14 protein-coding genes are annotated in these 16,197 nt (G+C 44.4%); 1 reads left to right on the top strand and 13 read right to left on the bottom strand.

From position 1 onward, the window contains the following. Window positions 1-117: 117 nt before the first annotated feature. From gltX to AC4PHB_RS01165, 6 genes are all read right to left on the bottom strand, one after another. On the bottom strand, window positions 118-1,593 hold the full coding sequence (gltX, locus tag AC4PHB_RS01190; RefSeq protein ID WP_492136861.1) for a glutamate--tRNA ligase: 1,476 nt from the start codon (window positions 1,591-1,593) through the stop codon (window positions 118-120). A 43-nt stretch (window positions 1,594-1,636) separates the two neighbouring features. Next, window positions 1,637-3,361: a proline--tRNA ligase gene (locus tag AC4PHB_RS01185; protein ID WP_492136860.1), complete on the bottom strand. Its 1,725-nt coding sequence runs from the start codon at window positions 3,359-3,361 to the stop codon at window positions 1,637-1,639. A gap of 281 nt (window positions 3,362-3,642) precedes the next feature. Then, window positions 3,643-4,119 carry a 2-C-methyl-D-erythritol 2,4-cyclodiphosphate synthase gene (gene ispF, locus AC4PHB_RS01180; protein WP_492136859.1) on the bottom strand — a complete coding sequence of 159 codons (477 nt, stop codon included), beginning with the start codon at window positions 4,117-4,119 and terminating at the stop codon, window positions 3,643-3,645. A 9-nt stretch (window positions 4,120-4,128) separates the two neighbouring features. Next, entirely contained in the window at window positions 4,129-4,857 is a 729-nt protein-coding gene (gene ispD / locus AC4PHB_RS01175; protein WP_492136858.1) for a 2-C-methyl-D-erythritol 4-phosphate cytidylyltransferase, read from the bottom strand. Between the two features lie 33 nt (window positions 4,858-4,890). Continuing rightward, window positions 4,891-5,997 (bottom strand): PIN/TRAM domain-containing protein, encoded by a 1,107-nt coding sequence (locus AC4PHB_RS01170; RefSeq protein WP_492136857.1) that lies wholly within the window; start codon window positions 5,995-5,997, stop codon window positions 4,891-4,893. Window positions 5,998-6,056: 59 nt separating this feature from the next. After that, complete coding sequence (locus AC4PHB_RS01165) at window positions 6,057-6,560, bottom strand: CarD family transcriptional regulator (protein WP_492136856.1); 504 nt, start codon at window positions 6,558-6,560, stop codon at window positions 6,057-6,059. Between the two features lie 227 nt (window positions 6,561-6,787). On the opposite strand from AC4PHB_RS01165, the gene AC4PHB_RS01160 reads away from it, so the two are divergent. Continuing rightward, entirely contained in the window at window positions 6,788-7,189 is a 402-nt protein-coding gene (locus tag AC4PHB_RS01160) for a DUF1573 domain-containing protein (RefSeq protein ID WP_492136855.1), read from the top strand. 25 nt (window positions 7,190-7,214) lie between these two features. Here the strand turns inward: AC4PHB_RS01160 and radA are convergent, their stop codons facing one another. The 7 genes from radA to AC4PHB_RS01125 form a co-directional block, all read right to left on the bottom strand. Beyond that, window positions 7,215-8,591 (bottom strand): DNA repair protein RadA, encoded by a 1,377-nt coding sequence (gene radA / locus AC4PHB_RS01155; protein ID WP_492136854.1) that lies wholly within the window; start codon window positions 8,589-8,591, stop codon window positions 7,215-7,217. An 11-nt stretch (window positions 8,592-8,602) separates the two neighbouring features. After that, window positions 8,603-11,035, bottom strand: coding sequence for an ATP-dependent Clp protease ATP-binding subunit (locus tag AC4PHB_RS01150; RefSeq protein ID WP_492136853.1), 2,433 nt, complete (start codon window positions 11,033-11,035; stop codon window positions 8,603-8,605). 12 nt (window positions 11,036-11,047) lie between these two features. Further along, the gene (locus AC4PHB_RS01145) at window positions 11,048-12,064 is read right to left on the bottom strand and encodes a protein arginine kinase (protein ID WP_492136852.1); all 1,017 of its coding nucleotides are present in this window, start codon (window positions 12,062-12,064) and stop codon (window positions 11,048-11,050) included. Continuing rightward, window positions 12,057-12,545 carry a UvrB/UvrC motif-containing protein gene (locus AC4PHB_RS01140; protein WP_492136851.1) on the bottom strand — a complete coding sequence of 163 codons (489 nt, stop codon included), beginning with the start codon at window positions 12,543-12,545 and terminating at the stop codon, window positions 12,057-12,059. The genes AC4PHB_RS01145 and AC4PHB_RS01140 overlap by 8 nt, the downstream gene beginning before the upstream one ends. 15 nt (window positions 12,546-12,560) lie before the next feature. Next, entirely contained in the window at window positions 12,561-13,016 is a 456-nt protein-coding gene (locus AC4PHB_RS01135) for a CtsR family transcriptional regulator (RefSeq protein ID WP_492136850.1), read from the bottom strand. A 112-nt stretch (window positions 13,017-13,128) separates the two neighbouring features. Further along, window positions 13,129-15,198 carry an elongation factor G gene (gene fusA, locus AC4PHB_RS01130; RefSeq protein ID WP_492136849.1) on the bottom strand — a complete coding sequence of 690 codons (2,070 nt, stop codon included), beginning with the start codon at window positions 15,196-15,198 and terminating at the stop codon, window positions 13,129-13,131. A gap of 306 nt (window positions 15,199-15,504) precedes the next feature. Beyond that, window positions 15,505-16,131, bottom strand: a complete 627-nt coding sequence (locus AC4PHB_RS01125; RefSeq protein WP_492136848.1) for a DNA-3-methyladenine glycosylase family protein — start codon at window positions 16,129-16,131, stop codon at window positions 15,505-15,507. Between the last annotated feature and the right edge of the window lie 66 nt (window positions 16,132-16,197).

Here is a 16,197-nt window from a genome sequence, read left to right as displayed (position 1 = left end):
TATTTAATGCAAAAATCGTCTCTAATGTCGGAGACGATTTTTAAATATTTGTTGTTAAAAGCATCTCCTGCTATCAAGTCCATTCTACACGATTGAGATGCTTATTTCAATAGGCGCCTACCTGTTGAGTACGGCGTCTGCTCTTGATATTATCCTGTCTTTCCCTAGAAGGTAAAGCACATTGACTAGCTCTGGACCATGAGCACTCCCCGTTAGAGCTACTCTCACAGGCATGAATAGGTTCTTGCCCTTAATGCCTGTCGCTGCTTGTATAATCTTCATAAAGCCCTTGGCGTATTCCATGTCGATCAGGTCAATCTTCTCAAGCTCTGACTTGATCGCCTGCATAAGGATCCTGGCATTTTCATCTTCAAGATACTCTGAATAAGCATCTTCCTCTATTTGAAGCTTATCCTTGAATATGAAATCTACCTTCTCAGGCAACTCAGATAGCGTAGACATCCCTTCCCTCACAGTGTCTATCAGGATGTTCAGCCACTGCCCATTTTCTTTAACAAAGGCATCGTCTATAAACCCGGCTTCAACAAGATATGGTACACTTAGGGCACTTATCTCCTCCACTGACTTACTCCTTATATAGTGGCCGTTTACCCAATCCAGCTTATCCTTGTCGAATATACCTCCGGTCTTTGATACTCTTTCGAAGGAAAATCTTTCGACCATATCCTCCATGGAAAGGATCTCTTCGTTATCCTCAGGGCTCCATCCGACCAGTGCAAGATAATTTACAAGACCTTCCGGCAGGTAGCCCTTCGCTCTGAAGTCATCCACAGAAACATCTCCATGTCTCTTCGACAGCTTCTTCCTTTCCTTGTTCAGTACAGTTGGCAGGTGAACATAAGTCGGCTTATCCCATCCGAAAGCTTCATAAAGATAAATATGCTTCGGAGTTGAAGGCAACCACTCCTCGCCCCTTACTATATGGGTTATTCCCATAAGCTGGTCATCGACTACTACAGCCATATGATAGGTCGGGTATCCATCTGATTTCAAAAGGACCTGATCATCTATGTCATTGGTGTTAATGATTATGTCGCCTCTCACTATGTCATGGAAGTGTATGTCTCTGTTGTAAGGGAGCTTTAATCTTACGACGTGCTCCTCACCAGCTGCCACTCTCTTCCTTGCATCCTCAAGGGAAATATTTCTGCAGAAGCCGTCGTACTTTGGCACCATGCCCTTGACCTTCTGCTCTTCCCTAACGGCCTCCAGCCTGTCCTTAGAGCAGAAGCAGTAATAGGCGTGTCCTTTTTCAAGAAGCTCCTCAACATATTTCCTGTAGATGGGAAGTCTTTTTGACTGGACATACGGTCCATATTCTCCTCTTTCCACAACATGGCCGTCCTCAATGAATACTCCCTCATCGTATTTGACTCCAGCCCACTCAAGAGACTGGATAAGATTCTCTATAGCACCTTCGACAAACCTGGTCTGGTCCGTATCCTCGATCCTCAATACAAACTTACCGCCATTTTTCCTGGCAAACAAATAATTGTAAAGAGCTGTCCTTAATCCACCGATATGAAGATATCCGGTAGGACTGGGGGCAAATCTTACTCTGATCTCACTCATTCATTGCACCTCCTGATAATCATAAATAAACCTATTCTTGATTTTATAACTTTAATCCTGCTTCTGCAAAAACACTTTCAATTCTTCCCTTTAAGACATCAACCCCGATTTCTTCCTTATTGTCACTGCATCTAAGGGAAAATTCGACGACTCCCTCTGCTGCCCTCTTTCCAACAGTTATTTGAACAGGCACTCCTATAAGATCCCTGTCGTTGAACTTGACTCCTACCCTTTCATTCCTGTCGTCGAGAAGAGTTTCCACACCAATCGATGTCAGCATTGAATAAAGCTTTTCTCCAAGCTCAGCTTGCTCCTCATTCTTAGAATTTACCACCGTTATGATCGCATGGTAAGGAGCAGCTACCAGCGGCCAATTGATACCTTTCTCGTCATGGTATTGCTCTACTATGGCGGCAACAGTCCTTGATACTCCAACTCCATAGCTCCCCATTACGAAAGGCTTTTCCTTGCCGTTCACATCAAGGAAGTTTGCCCCAAGACTTGTACTGTATTTGGTTCCCAATTGGAAAATATTCCCAACCTCGATCCCTCTTGCCATCTTAAGAGGTTCGCCACAGACAGGACAGCTGTCGCCTTCTACAACCATCAATAGATCTTCTGAAACTTCTCCTGTAAAATCTCTTCCAAAATTGACGTTCTTTATATGATAGTCAGTTTCATTGCCCCCGACAACAAGATTTGCAATTTCAGTTACTCTCTTGTCTATTATGAGCCTTGTGCCTTCCTTTAGTCCAACAGGACCAGTAAAGCCCTTGTTAGCTCCTGTTATCTCTATGATCATATCCTCTTCAGCCATTTCAAGCTCATGTCCTGCGACCCCGAGGAAATTGGCAAGCTTAGTTTCATTAAGCTCACGATCACCAGGTATTATTACAACAACTGGCTTGCCCTGCACCGAGTATACCAATGACTTGCCAAACACGTATTTTTCTGTTCCAAAGAATTCGACAAGGGCATCGATAGTCTTGACCTCAGGTGTTTTGACTCTTTCCATCTGAAGCTGATCCTTGCTATGAGCCGGAGCTGTGTACACCACTGCAGACTTTTCATCTGTTGCAGCAAAGTCGCAATGATCACAATAAACTACAACTCCCTCGCCAACATCACTCATAGCCATGAATTCATGGGATACCTTTCCTCCCATTGCACCCGTATCGCCCTGAACCACCTTGTAATCAAGTTTTAATCTTGTAAATATGGCATCATAGGCGTCCCACATCTTTTGGTATGCTTCTCTCATGCCGTCCTCATCGATGTCAAAGCTGTAAGCATCCTTCATAATGAACTCACGGCACCTCATAAGACCAAATCTAGGTCTTTTTTCATCTCTGTACTTGGTTTGTATCTGATACAGGTTCAAGGGAAGCTGCTTGTAGGATCTGACCTCATCCTTAACAAGATCAGTGAAATATTCCTCGTGTGTAGGCCCTAGACAGAATTCTCTGTCATTCCTGTCCTTCAGTCTCCACATCTCAGGTCCGAAATTCGCCCATCTTCCAGATGCTTCCCAAAGCTCTCTTGGCTGGATGGCCGACATAAGGAGCTCCTGGGAGCCTGCTCTGTCCATTTCCTCTCTTACGATCTGCTCTACCTTTCTGATCGTCCTATAGCCTAAAGGCAGGTAGGAATACACTCCGCTTACAAGCTTTCTTATCATACCTGCCCTAAGGAGAAGCTGATGACTTGGTATTTCGGCCTCTGAAGGCACCTCTCTCAGGGTTGGCATATACATCTTTGACATTCTCATTCAATTCACCTCGTTGGTATAGTTTTATGCTAACAAAAAACCCTTCATCTCAGCAAGAGACGAAGGGTCGGTTCCGCGGTACCACTCTTATAAACCACAAGGGTTCACTTTATGGCTATAACGCTGCCTTGCGTCTGGTGCTCCAGATACTCCGGGACGGGTTTGCGACACAGCGGGCCAGAGATCTTTCAGCCTTGGATCTCCTCTCTTGGACCATGAAAACCGCTACTATTCCCCTTCTTCGTTAATATTGATTAGTTTACACAAATGTGTCTTTGTTGTCAATCCATTTTTTCTATCAGGCACACTGCCTGTGCTGATATTCCTTCCTCTCTTCCCTCAAAGCCGAGCCACTCAGTGGTTGTGGCTTTGATCCCGATATTATCCGGGGATGTCTCAAGTATTTCAGCAATATTTTCCCTCATCCTATCTATATGCGGGGCAAGCTTTGGTCTTTGTGCAGCAACCACGCAGTCAGCATTCACCAGTCTATACCCTTTGGAATACATTAGAATCTTTACTCTTTCAAGGAGAATCAGGCTTGATATATCCTTATAGCTCTGGTCAGTATCAGGGAAATGCTTCCCTATGTCGCCCTCAGCCATCGCACCCAGCATGGCATCCATCAGACAATGTACCAAGACGTCTGCATCCGAGTGTCCCAGCAAGCCCTTCTCATGTTCGATTTCTACTCCGCCCAGTATAAGTTTTCTACCCTCAATAAGCTGATGTACGTCATAGCCTATGCCTATCCTCATATTATCCTCCTATAAGCCTTCGGAATTGATCGCTCCGGTATATTTACCGGCAGCTATAAGCTCTGCAACTATAAGGTCCTCAGGCGTGGTGATCTTGATATTATCATAGCTCCCCATAAGCATAGTAACAGGGTAGCCCTTTTTCTCCACCAGAGAGCTGTCGTCCGTTCCAAGAATTCTCTCTGAGATCGCATATTCATAGCCCTCTTTAAGGAGCTTTGCCTTAAAGCACTGTGGTGTCTGAGCCGCCCACAACAATGACCTGTTCGGAGTATGATGTACTATATCGCTGTCGTCTACGACCTTTATCGTATCCTTCAACGGAACGCCAATAACACACGCTCCAAGTTCAAAGGCACCTTTTATTCCCTTGATGATGGATTCCTGTCTAACAAAAGGCCGCGCCCCATCGTGAGTAAGTATTATATCTACCTTCTCATTAAGAGCCATGATCCCATTATAGACAGAATCCTGTCTTTCTCTGCCACCCTTTATGATGTTGGAGACCTTTTTAAATCCGTACTTCCTGACGATCTCCTTGCGGCAATAATCTACCTCATTTTCCTTTGTTACTACGATTATTTCATCGATATATCGGCACTGCTCAAACTTTTCGATCGTATGAGCAAGTATGGGTTTGTTGTCAATAACTATGAACTGCTTGTTTATCTTGCTTCCCATCCTGTTGCTCATGCCTGCAGCTGCTATTATTACCGATACGTAATTACTCTTATACATTCCTTCACCCCGTATACTGATATGGTAATAACCTTAGACCGCTTTATCGGACAAAGCCTTTGGCTTTGCAAAGATCATTCTGCCTGCAGAGGTTTGAAGTACCGATGTTACTATTACATCAATAGTTTCTCCAATATACCTTTTCCCGCTTTCTACGACGATCATCGTTCCATCGTCAAGATAAGCCAGACCCTGCCCTGATTCCTTACCGTCCTTTACAACCTGTACTACCATTTCTTCTCCGGGGAGTACCACAGGCTTTACTGCATTTGCAAGCTCGTTGATATTCAGGACCTCTATCCTCTGGACCTCAGCAACCTTATTAAGATTGTAGTCGTTGGTTATTATCTTACCCTTTAGCATTTGAGTAAGCTTCAGAAGCTTGGAGTCCACCTCTGCTATATCGTCAAATTTTTTATCGTGGATTATGATTTCAGTATCCAGCTCATTTTGTATCCTGTTTAGGATATCAAGGCCTCTTCTTCCTCTGTTTCTCTTCAGTCCGTCTGAAGAATCAGCAATATGCTGCAGCTCCTCCAGTACAAATTCAGGTATAACCAGCGGTCCTTCTATAAAGCCAGTTTTGACGATGTCTGCTATCCTGCCGTCGATTATTACACTTGTATCCAGTATCTTTGGACAGGACCTGCCAGCCTTAGTTTTTTCCTTCGCACTTTTTCTTCCGCCAGTAACATTACCTGCAAAATTCCCAAGAGAAGTAGTGATGTCATCTATATTCCTGGTCGGTATCTTTATTCCAAGGTAACCGAACAAACCATAAAGAACAATTGATGCTACAACTCCGACATATGGAATACTGATCCTGTAGAGGGGTTGACTAAGCAGATAAGCTATTATAAGCCCTATTATCAGTCCAATAGCTCCAAGAGCTATGTTCTGTATCGAGAATTTTTGAAGCTCAGCTTCGATCAATCTTGCTATATTCTGCCCTTTTTTCATGATCCAGGAAGAAAAAATAAAAAATATAATTCCAAAGGTAAAAATGAATAAGAGGATCACGGCAAACTCAGTTGCTCCAACAAGATTGAAAAGTTGAAATTCACGCATAAGGCTGTAAGCCAGATAACCTATCAGCATTCCAAACAATCCAATCAGTATTCTTAAAATTCTTTTGACCATATACTCACCTCCAATAAACAATACATAATATTATACTTCGTTTTTACTCTAATTACCATTTATATTTCTTCTTCAAGGTTCTCCGACTCCCTGATGGCATCAAGAACCAGCTTCTCGATTTCAGGCATAGTCTTCCCGGATGCAAGCACAAGCTCACTTAACAGCATCTGTCTTGCATTGCCCAGCATTTTTCTTTCACCTGTTGACAGCCCCTTCTCATCGTCAAGTATAGTCAGATTTCTAACTACTGCAGCGATCTCATCAATATCTCCAGTCTTGATCCTGTCCATATTCATCCTGTAGCGTCTGTTCCAATTCTGAGGCATAGTGCTCCTGCGTCCTCTCAGGATATCCATTACGTCTTCTATATATTCCTTACCAATGATGTACCTGACTCCTACATCATCAACATTAGAAACCGGTACCATCACCTTCATGTCACCAATTGGCATGCGAATTATGAAATACTCACGCTTTTCTCCAAGTATCTCCTTTATCTCGACATCTTCAATTACTCCAGCTCCATGCATTGGATACACTATCTTATCTCCGATATGAAACATGCAATCCCCCCCTAACATATCTTTACTCTTAAATTATAGCGCAAGGTGGCGATTATGTAAAGTTAATATATTATCACAGAACATTTCATAGTGTCAACACTATTTTTTCACCATTCGTTCACACATATATAGAGAGTTTATTCAGGCAGACTATTATGGGTTTGACAAGGCAAGGCATTGAAAAGTATAATTAAACTGAGGATGAAAAAAGAGGAGGTAGGATGGATATGGGTAACAACGAAGCAAGACTAATAACCGAATTGCAGGAGCAGGCAGCTGAAGTATTGGTCAGACACAGAAGCATACTGGACATCATGACCAAGCTGGACGAATATAATGCCAGGATCAACAGGGCAATCGCCAAATCCGTTACCTTCTGCGGCTGTATAGAGATCGATGCAAAAAAGCAGGATTTTAATTCGACCTCGCTTAATGATATGCTGGACAAGATGGACTCTCATATAGTTGGTGAGATCTGCCCAAACTGTAAGGAGATACTGGAGCAGGAAATAGGATCATATATGTTCTTCCTGGCTTCATTGGCCAACACTCTGGAATTTGATCTTTCAGGAACGATCGCCAAGGAGCTGGATAGAACCAAGACCCTGGGAATATACGGAATGAAATAACGCAAGAGGCTGAGCCTCTTGCGTTTTATTTTAGTGATCCATTAATTACATCCTTCAGATTTCTGACCCTCTTAACACTGAGATTTTCAAATTTGGATTTTATTGAGGCATCGAAGGGAACAAATGCAGTGGTCATACCCATTCTGTCAGCCTCCCTTAGTCTTGAATCCAGAGATGGTATCTTTTTTATCTCACCTGTAAGCCCGACATCAGCCAGAAATACTGTACCTGCTGGAATCGCCTGACCTTTGACCGATGATACGATACTCATTATTACTGCCAGGTTGGATGATTGTTCCTTCAGTTTTATCCCGCCTGTCGTCTTGATGACTACATTCTTATCGTAGAGAGGCATACTTCCTCTTTGCTCTAAAATCGATATAAGAGTATTCAGCTGTTCTCTCTTAAGCGCTTCGCCTATCCTGGAAGGATATGGAGTAAATGAGTGTGAAACAAGAGATTCAACCTCAAGTATTATTGGCCTGGTTCCCTCCTTTACAACCGTTAGGGCGCTTCCTGATACCTGGCTGCCCTCGCTTCTCCTGGTCATAAAGTACTCTGACGGATTGTCTATGGAAAGCAAGCCTTCCTCAGTCATGTTGAAAAACCCCATCTCTCCTGTCGACCCATACCTGTTCTTGGTAGAAAAAAGAGTCCTCAGCTCCTCACCGCTGTCTCCCTCGATCACAAGCACTGTATCTACTAGATGCTCCAATGCTCTTACGCCAGCCAGCTCATCCTCCTTTGTCATCTGCCCGACTACAAACACCATCCTGGGCTTACTGGAGCTTTTTGCAACCTTAACAAGCTCATAAGCACATTCCATCGTCTGTGTGGGAGACCCGGCTCTGGAGCCTGGAAATGAGTCCAGTACAAAGGTTTGTATACTGTCCACTATTACAAAGTCAGGATCGATCTGGTCAATGACCTCAAGTACTGAATCCATACTGTTGTCAGATACGATATACAGATCTTCACTGATGTTTTTCAATATCCTGTCAGCCCTTGCCTTTACCTGTGAGGTCGACTCCTCACCGGTTGCGTACAAAGCCCTTACACCCTTTGCTGCCAGATCATTTGCCACCTGAAGCAGCAGGGTCGATTTGCCCGCCCCGGGCTTCGCTGTCAGTATAGTGATGGAGTCCTTTACTATACCGCCACCCATGACCCTGTCAAACTCCTCCAGGGAGGTTTTCACCCGCTCGCTGTTGGAGGTCTTTATCTGCTTAAGTCTGGTTATATCAGTCCTTGGTCTTCGCTCTGAGGCTGCGCCTTCAGGTGACTTTGAAAGCTTCTCGAATGACCCAAAGGCCCCACACTCAGGACACTTCCCCATATACCCGACCATTTCATATCCACATATCTTGCATTTATTGATTCTTACGGCTTTAGCCAAAGGCATCCACTCTCCGATCAATGCTGTCTCTTTGTAAACTGAAGCTTCTCTCCATCATAGTCTACCACAATATCCTCATCTCTTGAAACACTACCCTTCAGGATCTCCTCAGCCAGTTGATCCTCGATCATCTTTCTGATCGTCCTCTCAAGAGGTCTAGCTCCAAATACTGAATCAAAGCCTTGCTTGGCAATAAACTTCTTCGTTTCGCCTGAAATAGAAATGTTTACCCCTACCTTGCTCATCCTGCTCTCCAGATCCCTCACCATTATGTCCACTATCTCCATTATCTGGTCTTCCTTCAGGCTGTGGAATACGATGACTTCATCCAGTCTGTTGAGAAACTCCGGCCTGAAGGTCCGCTTAAGCTCCTCGGTGATTATCTCCTTCATCCTCTCATATTCTTCCATCTCAACATCTGAGGAAGCTGCAAATCCAAGCACATTCTGCTTCTTGAGAGAGGTTGCTCCGGCATTGGAGGTCATTATTATGACGGTATTCTTGAAATCTACTGTTTTTCCCTTTGAATCAGTAAGTCTTCCTTCATCAAGTATCTGAAGCAGCATGTTGAATACGTCAGGATGTGCCTTTTCTATCTCGTCAAACAGTATCACGGAATATGGCTTTCTCCTGACAGCCTCAGTCAGCTGGCCTCCTTCTTCGTAGCCTACATATCCTGGTGGAGAGCCTACAAGCCTTGACACAGAGTGTTTCTCCATATACTCGCTCATATCTATTCTTACCATAGCATCCTCGTCTCCAAATAGAGCCTCGGCAAGTGCCTTGGCAAGATAAGTCTTTCCCACACCTGTAGGCCCAACGAAGATAAAGCTACCGATAGGCTTCTTTGGATCCTTAAGTCCAACCCTGGCTCTTCTGACCGCTGCCGAGATCGACCTTACAGCCTGCTCCTGACCAACGACCTTCTTGTGGAGCAGCTCCTCCAGTTTCAGCAGTCTCTCACTTTCCTCGGTCGTCATCCTGCTTACAGGCACTCCCGTCCAGTTTGAGACTATCTCTGCTACCTGATCATAACCGACTATAAGACTTGTCTCCTGCTTATGTCTTTGCCACTTCAGCTTGTTGCTCTCTATCTGCTCCTTGATAGTTTTCTCTTCATCCCTTATCCTTGCTGCCTTTTCAAAGTTCTGGGTGTTTATAGCCTCGTCCTTTTCGTGCTGCAGCTCTTCAAGCCTTTCTTCAAGCCTTTTAAGCTCGGTCGGTGCAACGTAGTTATTTACCCTCAGCTTTGAAGCAGCCTCGTCTATAAGATCTATTGCCTTGTCGGGAAGGAATCTGTCAGCGATATACCTGTGTGAAAGTTCTGCTGCCGCTTCAAGAGCATCATCAGTAATCTTGACTCCATGATGTGCCTCATACCTGTCTCTCAAGCCCTGAAGGATCTTTATGGTATCGCTTACTGAGGGCTCTTCAACAACTATGGGCTGAAGCCTTCTCTCCAGAGCTGAATCCTTTTCGATATGCTTTCTGTACTCATCGATGGTAGTTGCCCCTACTATTTGAAGCTCCCCTCTTGCAAGCGTAGGCTTCAGTATGTTGGATGCATCGATAGCTCCTTCAGCAGCCCCTGCTCCGACTATGGTATGCATCTCGTCGATAAAAAGGATGACGTCACCCTGATCCTTCAGCTCCTTCATAACCGACTTTAGCCTTTCCTCAAATTCGCCTCTGTACTTTGCTCCTGCTACCATCCCAGGAAGATCCAGTGTTACGATCCTCTTATCCTTAATAATCTCCGGCACGTCACCCTCTACGATCTTTTGAGCCAGGCCTTCAGCAATTGCAGTTTTACCTACTCCGGGCTCACCTATGAGCACAGGATTGTTTTTGGTTCTTCTGCTGAGTACCTGAATGACTCTTTCAATTTCCTTAGTTCTTCCAATAACCGGGTCGATCTCTCCATTCTGCGCCATCTTATTCAGATCTATGCTATATTTCTCCAGGCTGGTTGCCTGCTTTTTCTCATTATTTGGAACCTGCTGCTTTGCTGTCGCCTCGGTCATCTTCTTGGCTACCTCCTGGGCTAGCTTTGCAGGATCGACCCCAAGTCTCTTCAGTATAGCAGTAGCTATGCCCTCTCCCTCTGCAATAAGTCCCAGGAGTAGATGCTCCGTACTTACATAATTGTGACCAAAGTTTCTCGCCTCAGCGAACGCCAGCTCAAATATCTTCTTAGTTCTTGGAGTCATTCCTACAAGCTCAACACTTTCAGGACCCATTCCAACGATATCGTAAACCTCTTTCCTGGCGTTCTCAAGAGTCACTCCCATTTCCTTTAGAGTTACTGCTGCTATTCCCTGTTCTTCAGCCATAAGCCCTAAAAGCAGGTGCTCAGTTCCCACATAGCTGTGATTGAACTTTTTTGCTTCCTCCTGAGCCAACATAATTGATTTTTGAGCTCTTTCTGTAAACCTTCCAAACATTCCCATATGTTACCTCCGCTAATTAAAGTATTCTCTAAGCAGTTCCGCTCTGAGCATGTCCCTTTCAGCCTGGCTCATAGCTCGTCCGTAGCCGCTTTGTATGCTTCCTGCCTTTATCTCTATCATTTCCCTTATCAAATCACTGCCGTTATAATCCTCCAATAAGGATACGTCACACCCAAGCTTAATAACAGATATCAGCTCCATCGCCTCACGGGATGAGATGGTCCTTGCGTATCTAAGTGCACCAAGAGCTCTGTAAACTCTGTCCTGCAGCTCCAGGTTCTTTTTATCTAGCAGGAACAGCCTTGTATTTCTCTCTCTCCTTATCATCTGGTGGACTACCCGTTCAAGCTTCTCAAGTATCTCCTCTTCAGTCTCACCCAGGGTAAGCTGATTGGAAACCTGGTACAAATGACCTACCGCCTCGGTGCCCTCTCCGTATATTCCTCTAATAGTCAGACCGATCTTTTTAAGTGCATCTATTATTCCTCCTATATGTCCTGTTATAGACACAGCAGGCATGTGGAGCATGACCGACGCTCTCAAACCGGTTCCCGTATTTGTGGGACACGCAGTAAGATATCCGTATTCCCCGTCAAAGGCATAATCCAGTTTGTCCTCAAGAGCATCGTCCACCTGGGAGCAAAGTCCCCACCCCTCTGAAAGAGCCAAGCCCGGCAGAAGTGTCTGAAGCCTTATGTGATCCTCCTCATTGACCATGATAGTTACCTTTTCATCATCTCTTACAGAAAATCCGCTTTTCTCAGACTGCTCGACCAACACTGGACTGATCAGATGTTCCTCCATAAGTCTCATCCTCTCCCTCGGCTCCAGGGACGACATGTCGAAATGTTTGAAGCTTCCTTCCTCAAAGGAGCTGTCGATTGCATCTCTTACGATCTGAAGTACCTTTTTTGCCTCCTGCTGGTCGGCATATATTGGAAAAGGATGCTCCCTCAGGTTTCTCGCTACCCGAATTCTTGTGCTGACGACGACGTCGTTGTAATCAGTATCTGAAAGCCACTTAGTCATTGCCTTCACCTCTGTCCTTAAGCTCAAGCTGTTCCTTGACCCTTTTGATCTCGTCTCTTATGACAGCTGCTTTTTCATACTCCTCTGCTGCAATAGCCTGCTCCAGCTGTCGGGTCAGCTCCTCGATATCTTTTTTCAGCTTCAATCTTGGAAAGCCTCTTTTCGGCATTTTACCCCGGTGCTGAGTGTGCCCATGGATGCCCTTGATCACACCTTTAAGATCATCCCCGAATGCCTCGTAGCATTTTGAGCAACCAAGCTTGCCTGTTGCCTTGAACTTTTCATAGCTCAGTCCGCATTCGGGACATCTGGTATTTATGGTTAATCCCTCAAAAAGCTTGTGAAGAGGAAATTTCCCCCCAATATGGTCCTGGATCCCAGCTGCACATATTTCACAAAGATGATGCTCCTCTACCACTCCGTTTATTACTCCTGTGTAATGCACTCTTGCCTCTCTTTTTTTACACGATTCGCAAAGCATGACCATTCTCCTTATTTAGTCTATAAGCACCAGTAGGATGTTCCTTAAGACAGAGGCCCTAATGATATTCTTGCTCCTGGCATCGCAGTCGAATGCTCGATCGCTTACTGCAGCACGCACTATCTCAGCCTCTCTCCTATCTATAATACCTTCCTCATTCAGAGCTGTAATTATCTCATTAGCTTTGTTCTCAGTGACTGAATCTCCAAGGATATTCTTAAGTATGTTATTTATATTAAGATCATCCTGAAGGTTGACTTTTACTATTTTTATATACCCACCGCCGCCTCTTCTACTCTCGATATAGTACCCTTTATAGGGGCTGAATCTCGTACTGAGGACGTAATTGATCTGAGACGGTGCACAGTCAAAATAGCTGGCCAATTCATTCCTCTGGATCTCGATAATACCGTCAGCCTGCTCCAGAAGCTCCTTGATAAAGCTCTCAATGTGGTTGCTCAGTCCAGCCATATGATCAACTCCTTCTTGACTTTGACTTTCTTTGTCTTTTACCCTAAAAAATAACGCTTATTCAGCGTTATTTTAATACTCTTTGGTTTTTGTGTAATCAGCCGGGCAGTTATTAGTGGTTTTCTCTTTCAGCCTTGTAATCGTTTACTATCTTCTCTGCGATCATAGCAGGAACTTCCTCGTATCTGGTGAATTCCATGGTGAAGCTGCCTCTCGCCTGTGTCATAGCCCTCAGGTCAATTGCATACTCAAACATCTCTGAGTGAGGAGCTTCCGCAGTTATCTTTTGCGAACCATCAGCCTGCTGCTCCATTCCAAGGATCCTACCTCTTCTCTTGTTCATGTCGCCCATAACATCACCCATGTAGGTGTCCGGGATGACGATCTCAACCTTTACAATAGGCTCAAGAAGCACAGGCTTAGCTGCCTCCATACCCTTCTTGAATGCAAGCTGAGCAGCCAATTTGAACGCCATCTCGTTAGAGTCAACGTCATGATATGAACCGTCAAACAAAGTAGCCTTAACGTTCACTACAGGACACCCGGCAAGAATACCATGCTCAAGTGATTCCCTCAAGCCCTTCTCAACTGCAGGCCAGAAGTTTCTTGGGACTGAACCGCCAAAGATCTCTTCTGAGAATACAAATTCCTCTTCACATGGTTCAAATCTGACATGAACGTCTCCGTACTGACCGGCTCCGCCCGATTGCTTCTTATGCTTGCCCTGTACAGAAGCAGTTCCCTTAATAGTCTCTCTATATGCGATCTTGGGGCTCTTAAGAAGAACGTCTACTCCAAAGTTTTGCTTAAGCTTATCCACGATAACTGTTAACTGCATATTACCCTGTCCTCCGATAAGAAGCTGCTTGGTCTCAGTATTCCTGTCCACCACGAAGGTTGGATCCTCATCCATAAGCTTGTTTAGGGATGTGCCGATTTTTTCCTCGTCGCCCTTGTTCTTAGGCTCAACTGCCATGAAAAGAGTAGGCTGCGGATAGCTTATCGTATCGTAAAGGGTTTGATTGCCTTTATCACAAAGGGTATCCCCGGTTTGAGTATAATTAAGTTTTGACGTAGCTCCAATGTCCCCTGCCTGGATCTCAGCCACCTCAAGCTGGTTCTTTCCTCTCAAGAGGAACAGCCCTCCAAGCTTCTCTGTCTTATCCTTGGTTGAGTTGAATACCTCTGTGTCCTTGGTGATTTTGCCTGAAACTACCTTAAATAAGGTCAATTTGCCGACGAACGGGTCAACTATGGTTTTGAAAACCACCGCTGAGAACGGCTCGTTGACATCAACCTTTCTGATTACCTCTTTGTCATCCTTAGTTCCCTTAAAGGTCCCTACGTCTGCAGGAGATGGGATGTATTTCTGAATCATTTCAAGAAGGAAGTCTGCACCGATGGTTTTTTCAGCTGAGCCAACAACCAGTGGTGCCAGATCTCCGGATGCAACCGATGCCTTGATTCCCTTTTCTACTTCTTCAGGAGTAAACTCTTCTCCCTCAAAGTACTTCTCCATCAGCTCTTCGTCAGATTCAGCTATCTTTTCCATCAGATTTTCTCTGATCTCTTCTACAGCTGACTCCATATCGCCGGGGACTGGGATCTCCTTCCTAACTTTTCCGTTATATTCATATGCTTTTCCATCTATAACGCTAACGAAGCCCCTGAAATCATTTGATAAACCGATAGGAAGAGCAAAAGGTATGATCTTCTCTCCCAGCTCTGATTTCAGATCCTCCAGCAATTTTTCAAAGTTTATATTTTCCTTGTCCATCTTGTTAACGAAGACGATTCTTGGAGTTGAATACTTTTCAAGATTCTTCCATGCTTTCTCTGTACCTACCTCTATACCTGAGGATACGTCCACAAGAAGAATTGAGCCTTCACTCGCCCTCTTGGCGCCGTACATCTCGCCTACGAAGTCAAAATATCCAGGAGTATCAAGCAGGTTGAATTTGTAGTTGTCCCACTCTATTGGGATAACAGATGTACCGATGGAAACCTTTCTTGCAATCTCCTGTTTGTCGAAGTCAGATACTGTATTTCCGTCTGTTACCTTCCCTTGTCTTGTAGTTACACCTGTTGCAAAAAGTATTGCTTCAGTTAAAGTGGTTTTTCCGTTGCTACTGTGTCCAAGCAAAGCTACATTTCTGATTTTATCCGTAGGATAAGCTTTCAAGATACATTCCCCCTAACTAAATTTAAGTACAACGAGGCTAAAACATCCGCCAACTACACACGCTGCACAGACCATTTTCGTACCCTTTAAACCGGGACCCGACCATCTATTGTGGAAACGGTATGGTGCGATTGCTAATGTTGTTTCAAGATCATCTCAACCCTTTAAATTAAAGCAATTTTCAAACAAGTTGAAATACTACACCCATACATTATAACATGAAATCTTTTCATAATCAAAAAATAATTTACCGGCATACAGACTGCTCTGATGCCGGTTTCATGGCCTTTTTTGAGTTGATTTCTCCTATAAAACAATAGACTCCCAGTTATCCATCCCGGCCAGCTTCCAAAAATACAAGGATGCAACGGTACAGTAAGGTGCCAGCTTAGCCCTGAGCAATTCAAAGTCAGTCTTTGAAATCTCATTGAGTCCGTAGGCTCTCATGATACCTCTCCTTATCCCAAGGTCAAGGTAGCTGAATACATTTGGTCTCTGAAGGGAAAAAATCAACATCATTTCGGCTGTCCACACCCCCACTCCCTTTATAGATACAAGAGTATTTATAACCTCCTGGTCATCCATTGAATAAAGGGTGTCAAAGTCTACCTCCCCTTCTATTGATGCCCTTGCAGCACCAAGAATATACTCCGTCTTCCTTCCGCTAAGACCACATGTGCGCAGCTCCTCGAAGGACAACCGGGATATGCTTTCAGCAGATATATCTCCAGCCTTTTGCGACAGCCTTTCCTTTACTGTTTCAGCTGCCTTGGTCGAAATTTGCTGGCTAATTATACTCGATACAAGTGCCTTAAAAATATCAGGCTCTACCGCTCTATCTATGTGACCCAGGGAGCTTATGAGTCTTTCCATTGTCTTATCTGCATAGCGCAGATGGTTCTTCTCTTTTTCACCATATATAAATACTTCCATTGAATACCTCATCCGTTTTTTATTTTATTAACATATGCTATAATCTTATCAAAACCTCGAAAGGAT

This window comes from Gudongella sp. QWL-04 (assembly GCF_058683975.1).
This window is presented reverse-complemented; position numbering and strand designations above follow the sequence as displayed.

Coding starts and splice junctions, on each gene's coding strand:
- AC4PHB_RS01150 (WP_492136853.1), bottom strand. CDS start 11,035: ATGGGAATGTTTGGAAGGTTTACAGAAAGAGCTCAAAAATCAATTATG.
- gltX (WP_492136861.1), bottom strand. CDS start 1,593: ATGAGTGAGATCAGAGTAAGATTTGCCCCCAGTCCTACCGGATATCTT.
- radA (WP_492136854.1), bottom strand. CDS start 8,591: ATGCCTTTGGCTAAAGCCGTAAGAATCAATAAATGCAAGATATGTGGA.
- AC4PHB_RS01145 (WP_492136852.1), bottom strand. CDS start 12,064: ATGACTAAGTGGCTTTCAGATACTGATTACAACGACGTCGTCGTCAGC.
- AC4PHB_RS01160 (WP_492136855.1), top strand. CDS start 6,788: ATGGGTAACAACGAAGCAAGACTAATAACCGAATTGCAGGAGCAGGCA.
- AC4PHB_RS01140 (WP_492136851.1), bottom strand. CDS start 12,545: ATGCTTTGCGAATCGTGTAAAAAAAGAGAGGCAAGAGTGCATTACACA.
- AC4PHB_RS01125 (WP_492136848.1), bottom strand. CDS start 16,131: ATGGAAGTATTTATATATGGTGAAAAAGAGAAGAACCATCTGCGCTAT.
- ispF (WP_492136859.1), bottom strand. CDS start 4,119: ATGAGGATAGGCATAGGCTATGACGTACATCAGCTTATTGAGGGTAGA.
- AC4PHB_RS01135 (WP_492136850.1), bottom strand. CDS start 13,016: ATGGCTGGACTGAGCAACCACATTGAGAGCTTTATCAAGGAGCTTCTG.
- AC4PHB_RS01165 (WP_492136856.1), bottom strand. CDS start 6,560: ATGTTTCATATCGGAGATAAGATAGTGTATCCAATGCATGGAGCTGGA.
- AC4PHB_RS01185 (WP_492136860.1), bottom strand. CDS start 3,361: ATGAGAATGTCAAAGATGTATATGCCAACCCTGAGAGAGGTGCCTTCA.
- AC4PHB_RS01170 (WP_492136857.1), bottom strand. CDS start 5,997: ATGGTCAAAAGAATTTTAAGAATACTGATTGGATTGTTTGGAATGCTG.
- ispD (WP_492136858.1), bottom strand. CDS start 4,857: ATGTATAAGAGTAATTACGTATCGGTAATAATAGCAGCTGCAGGCATG.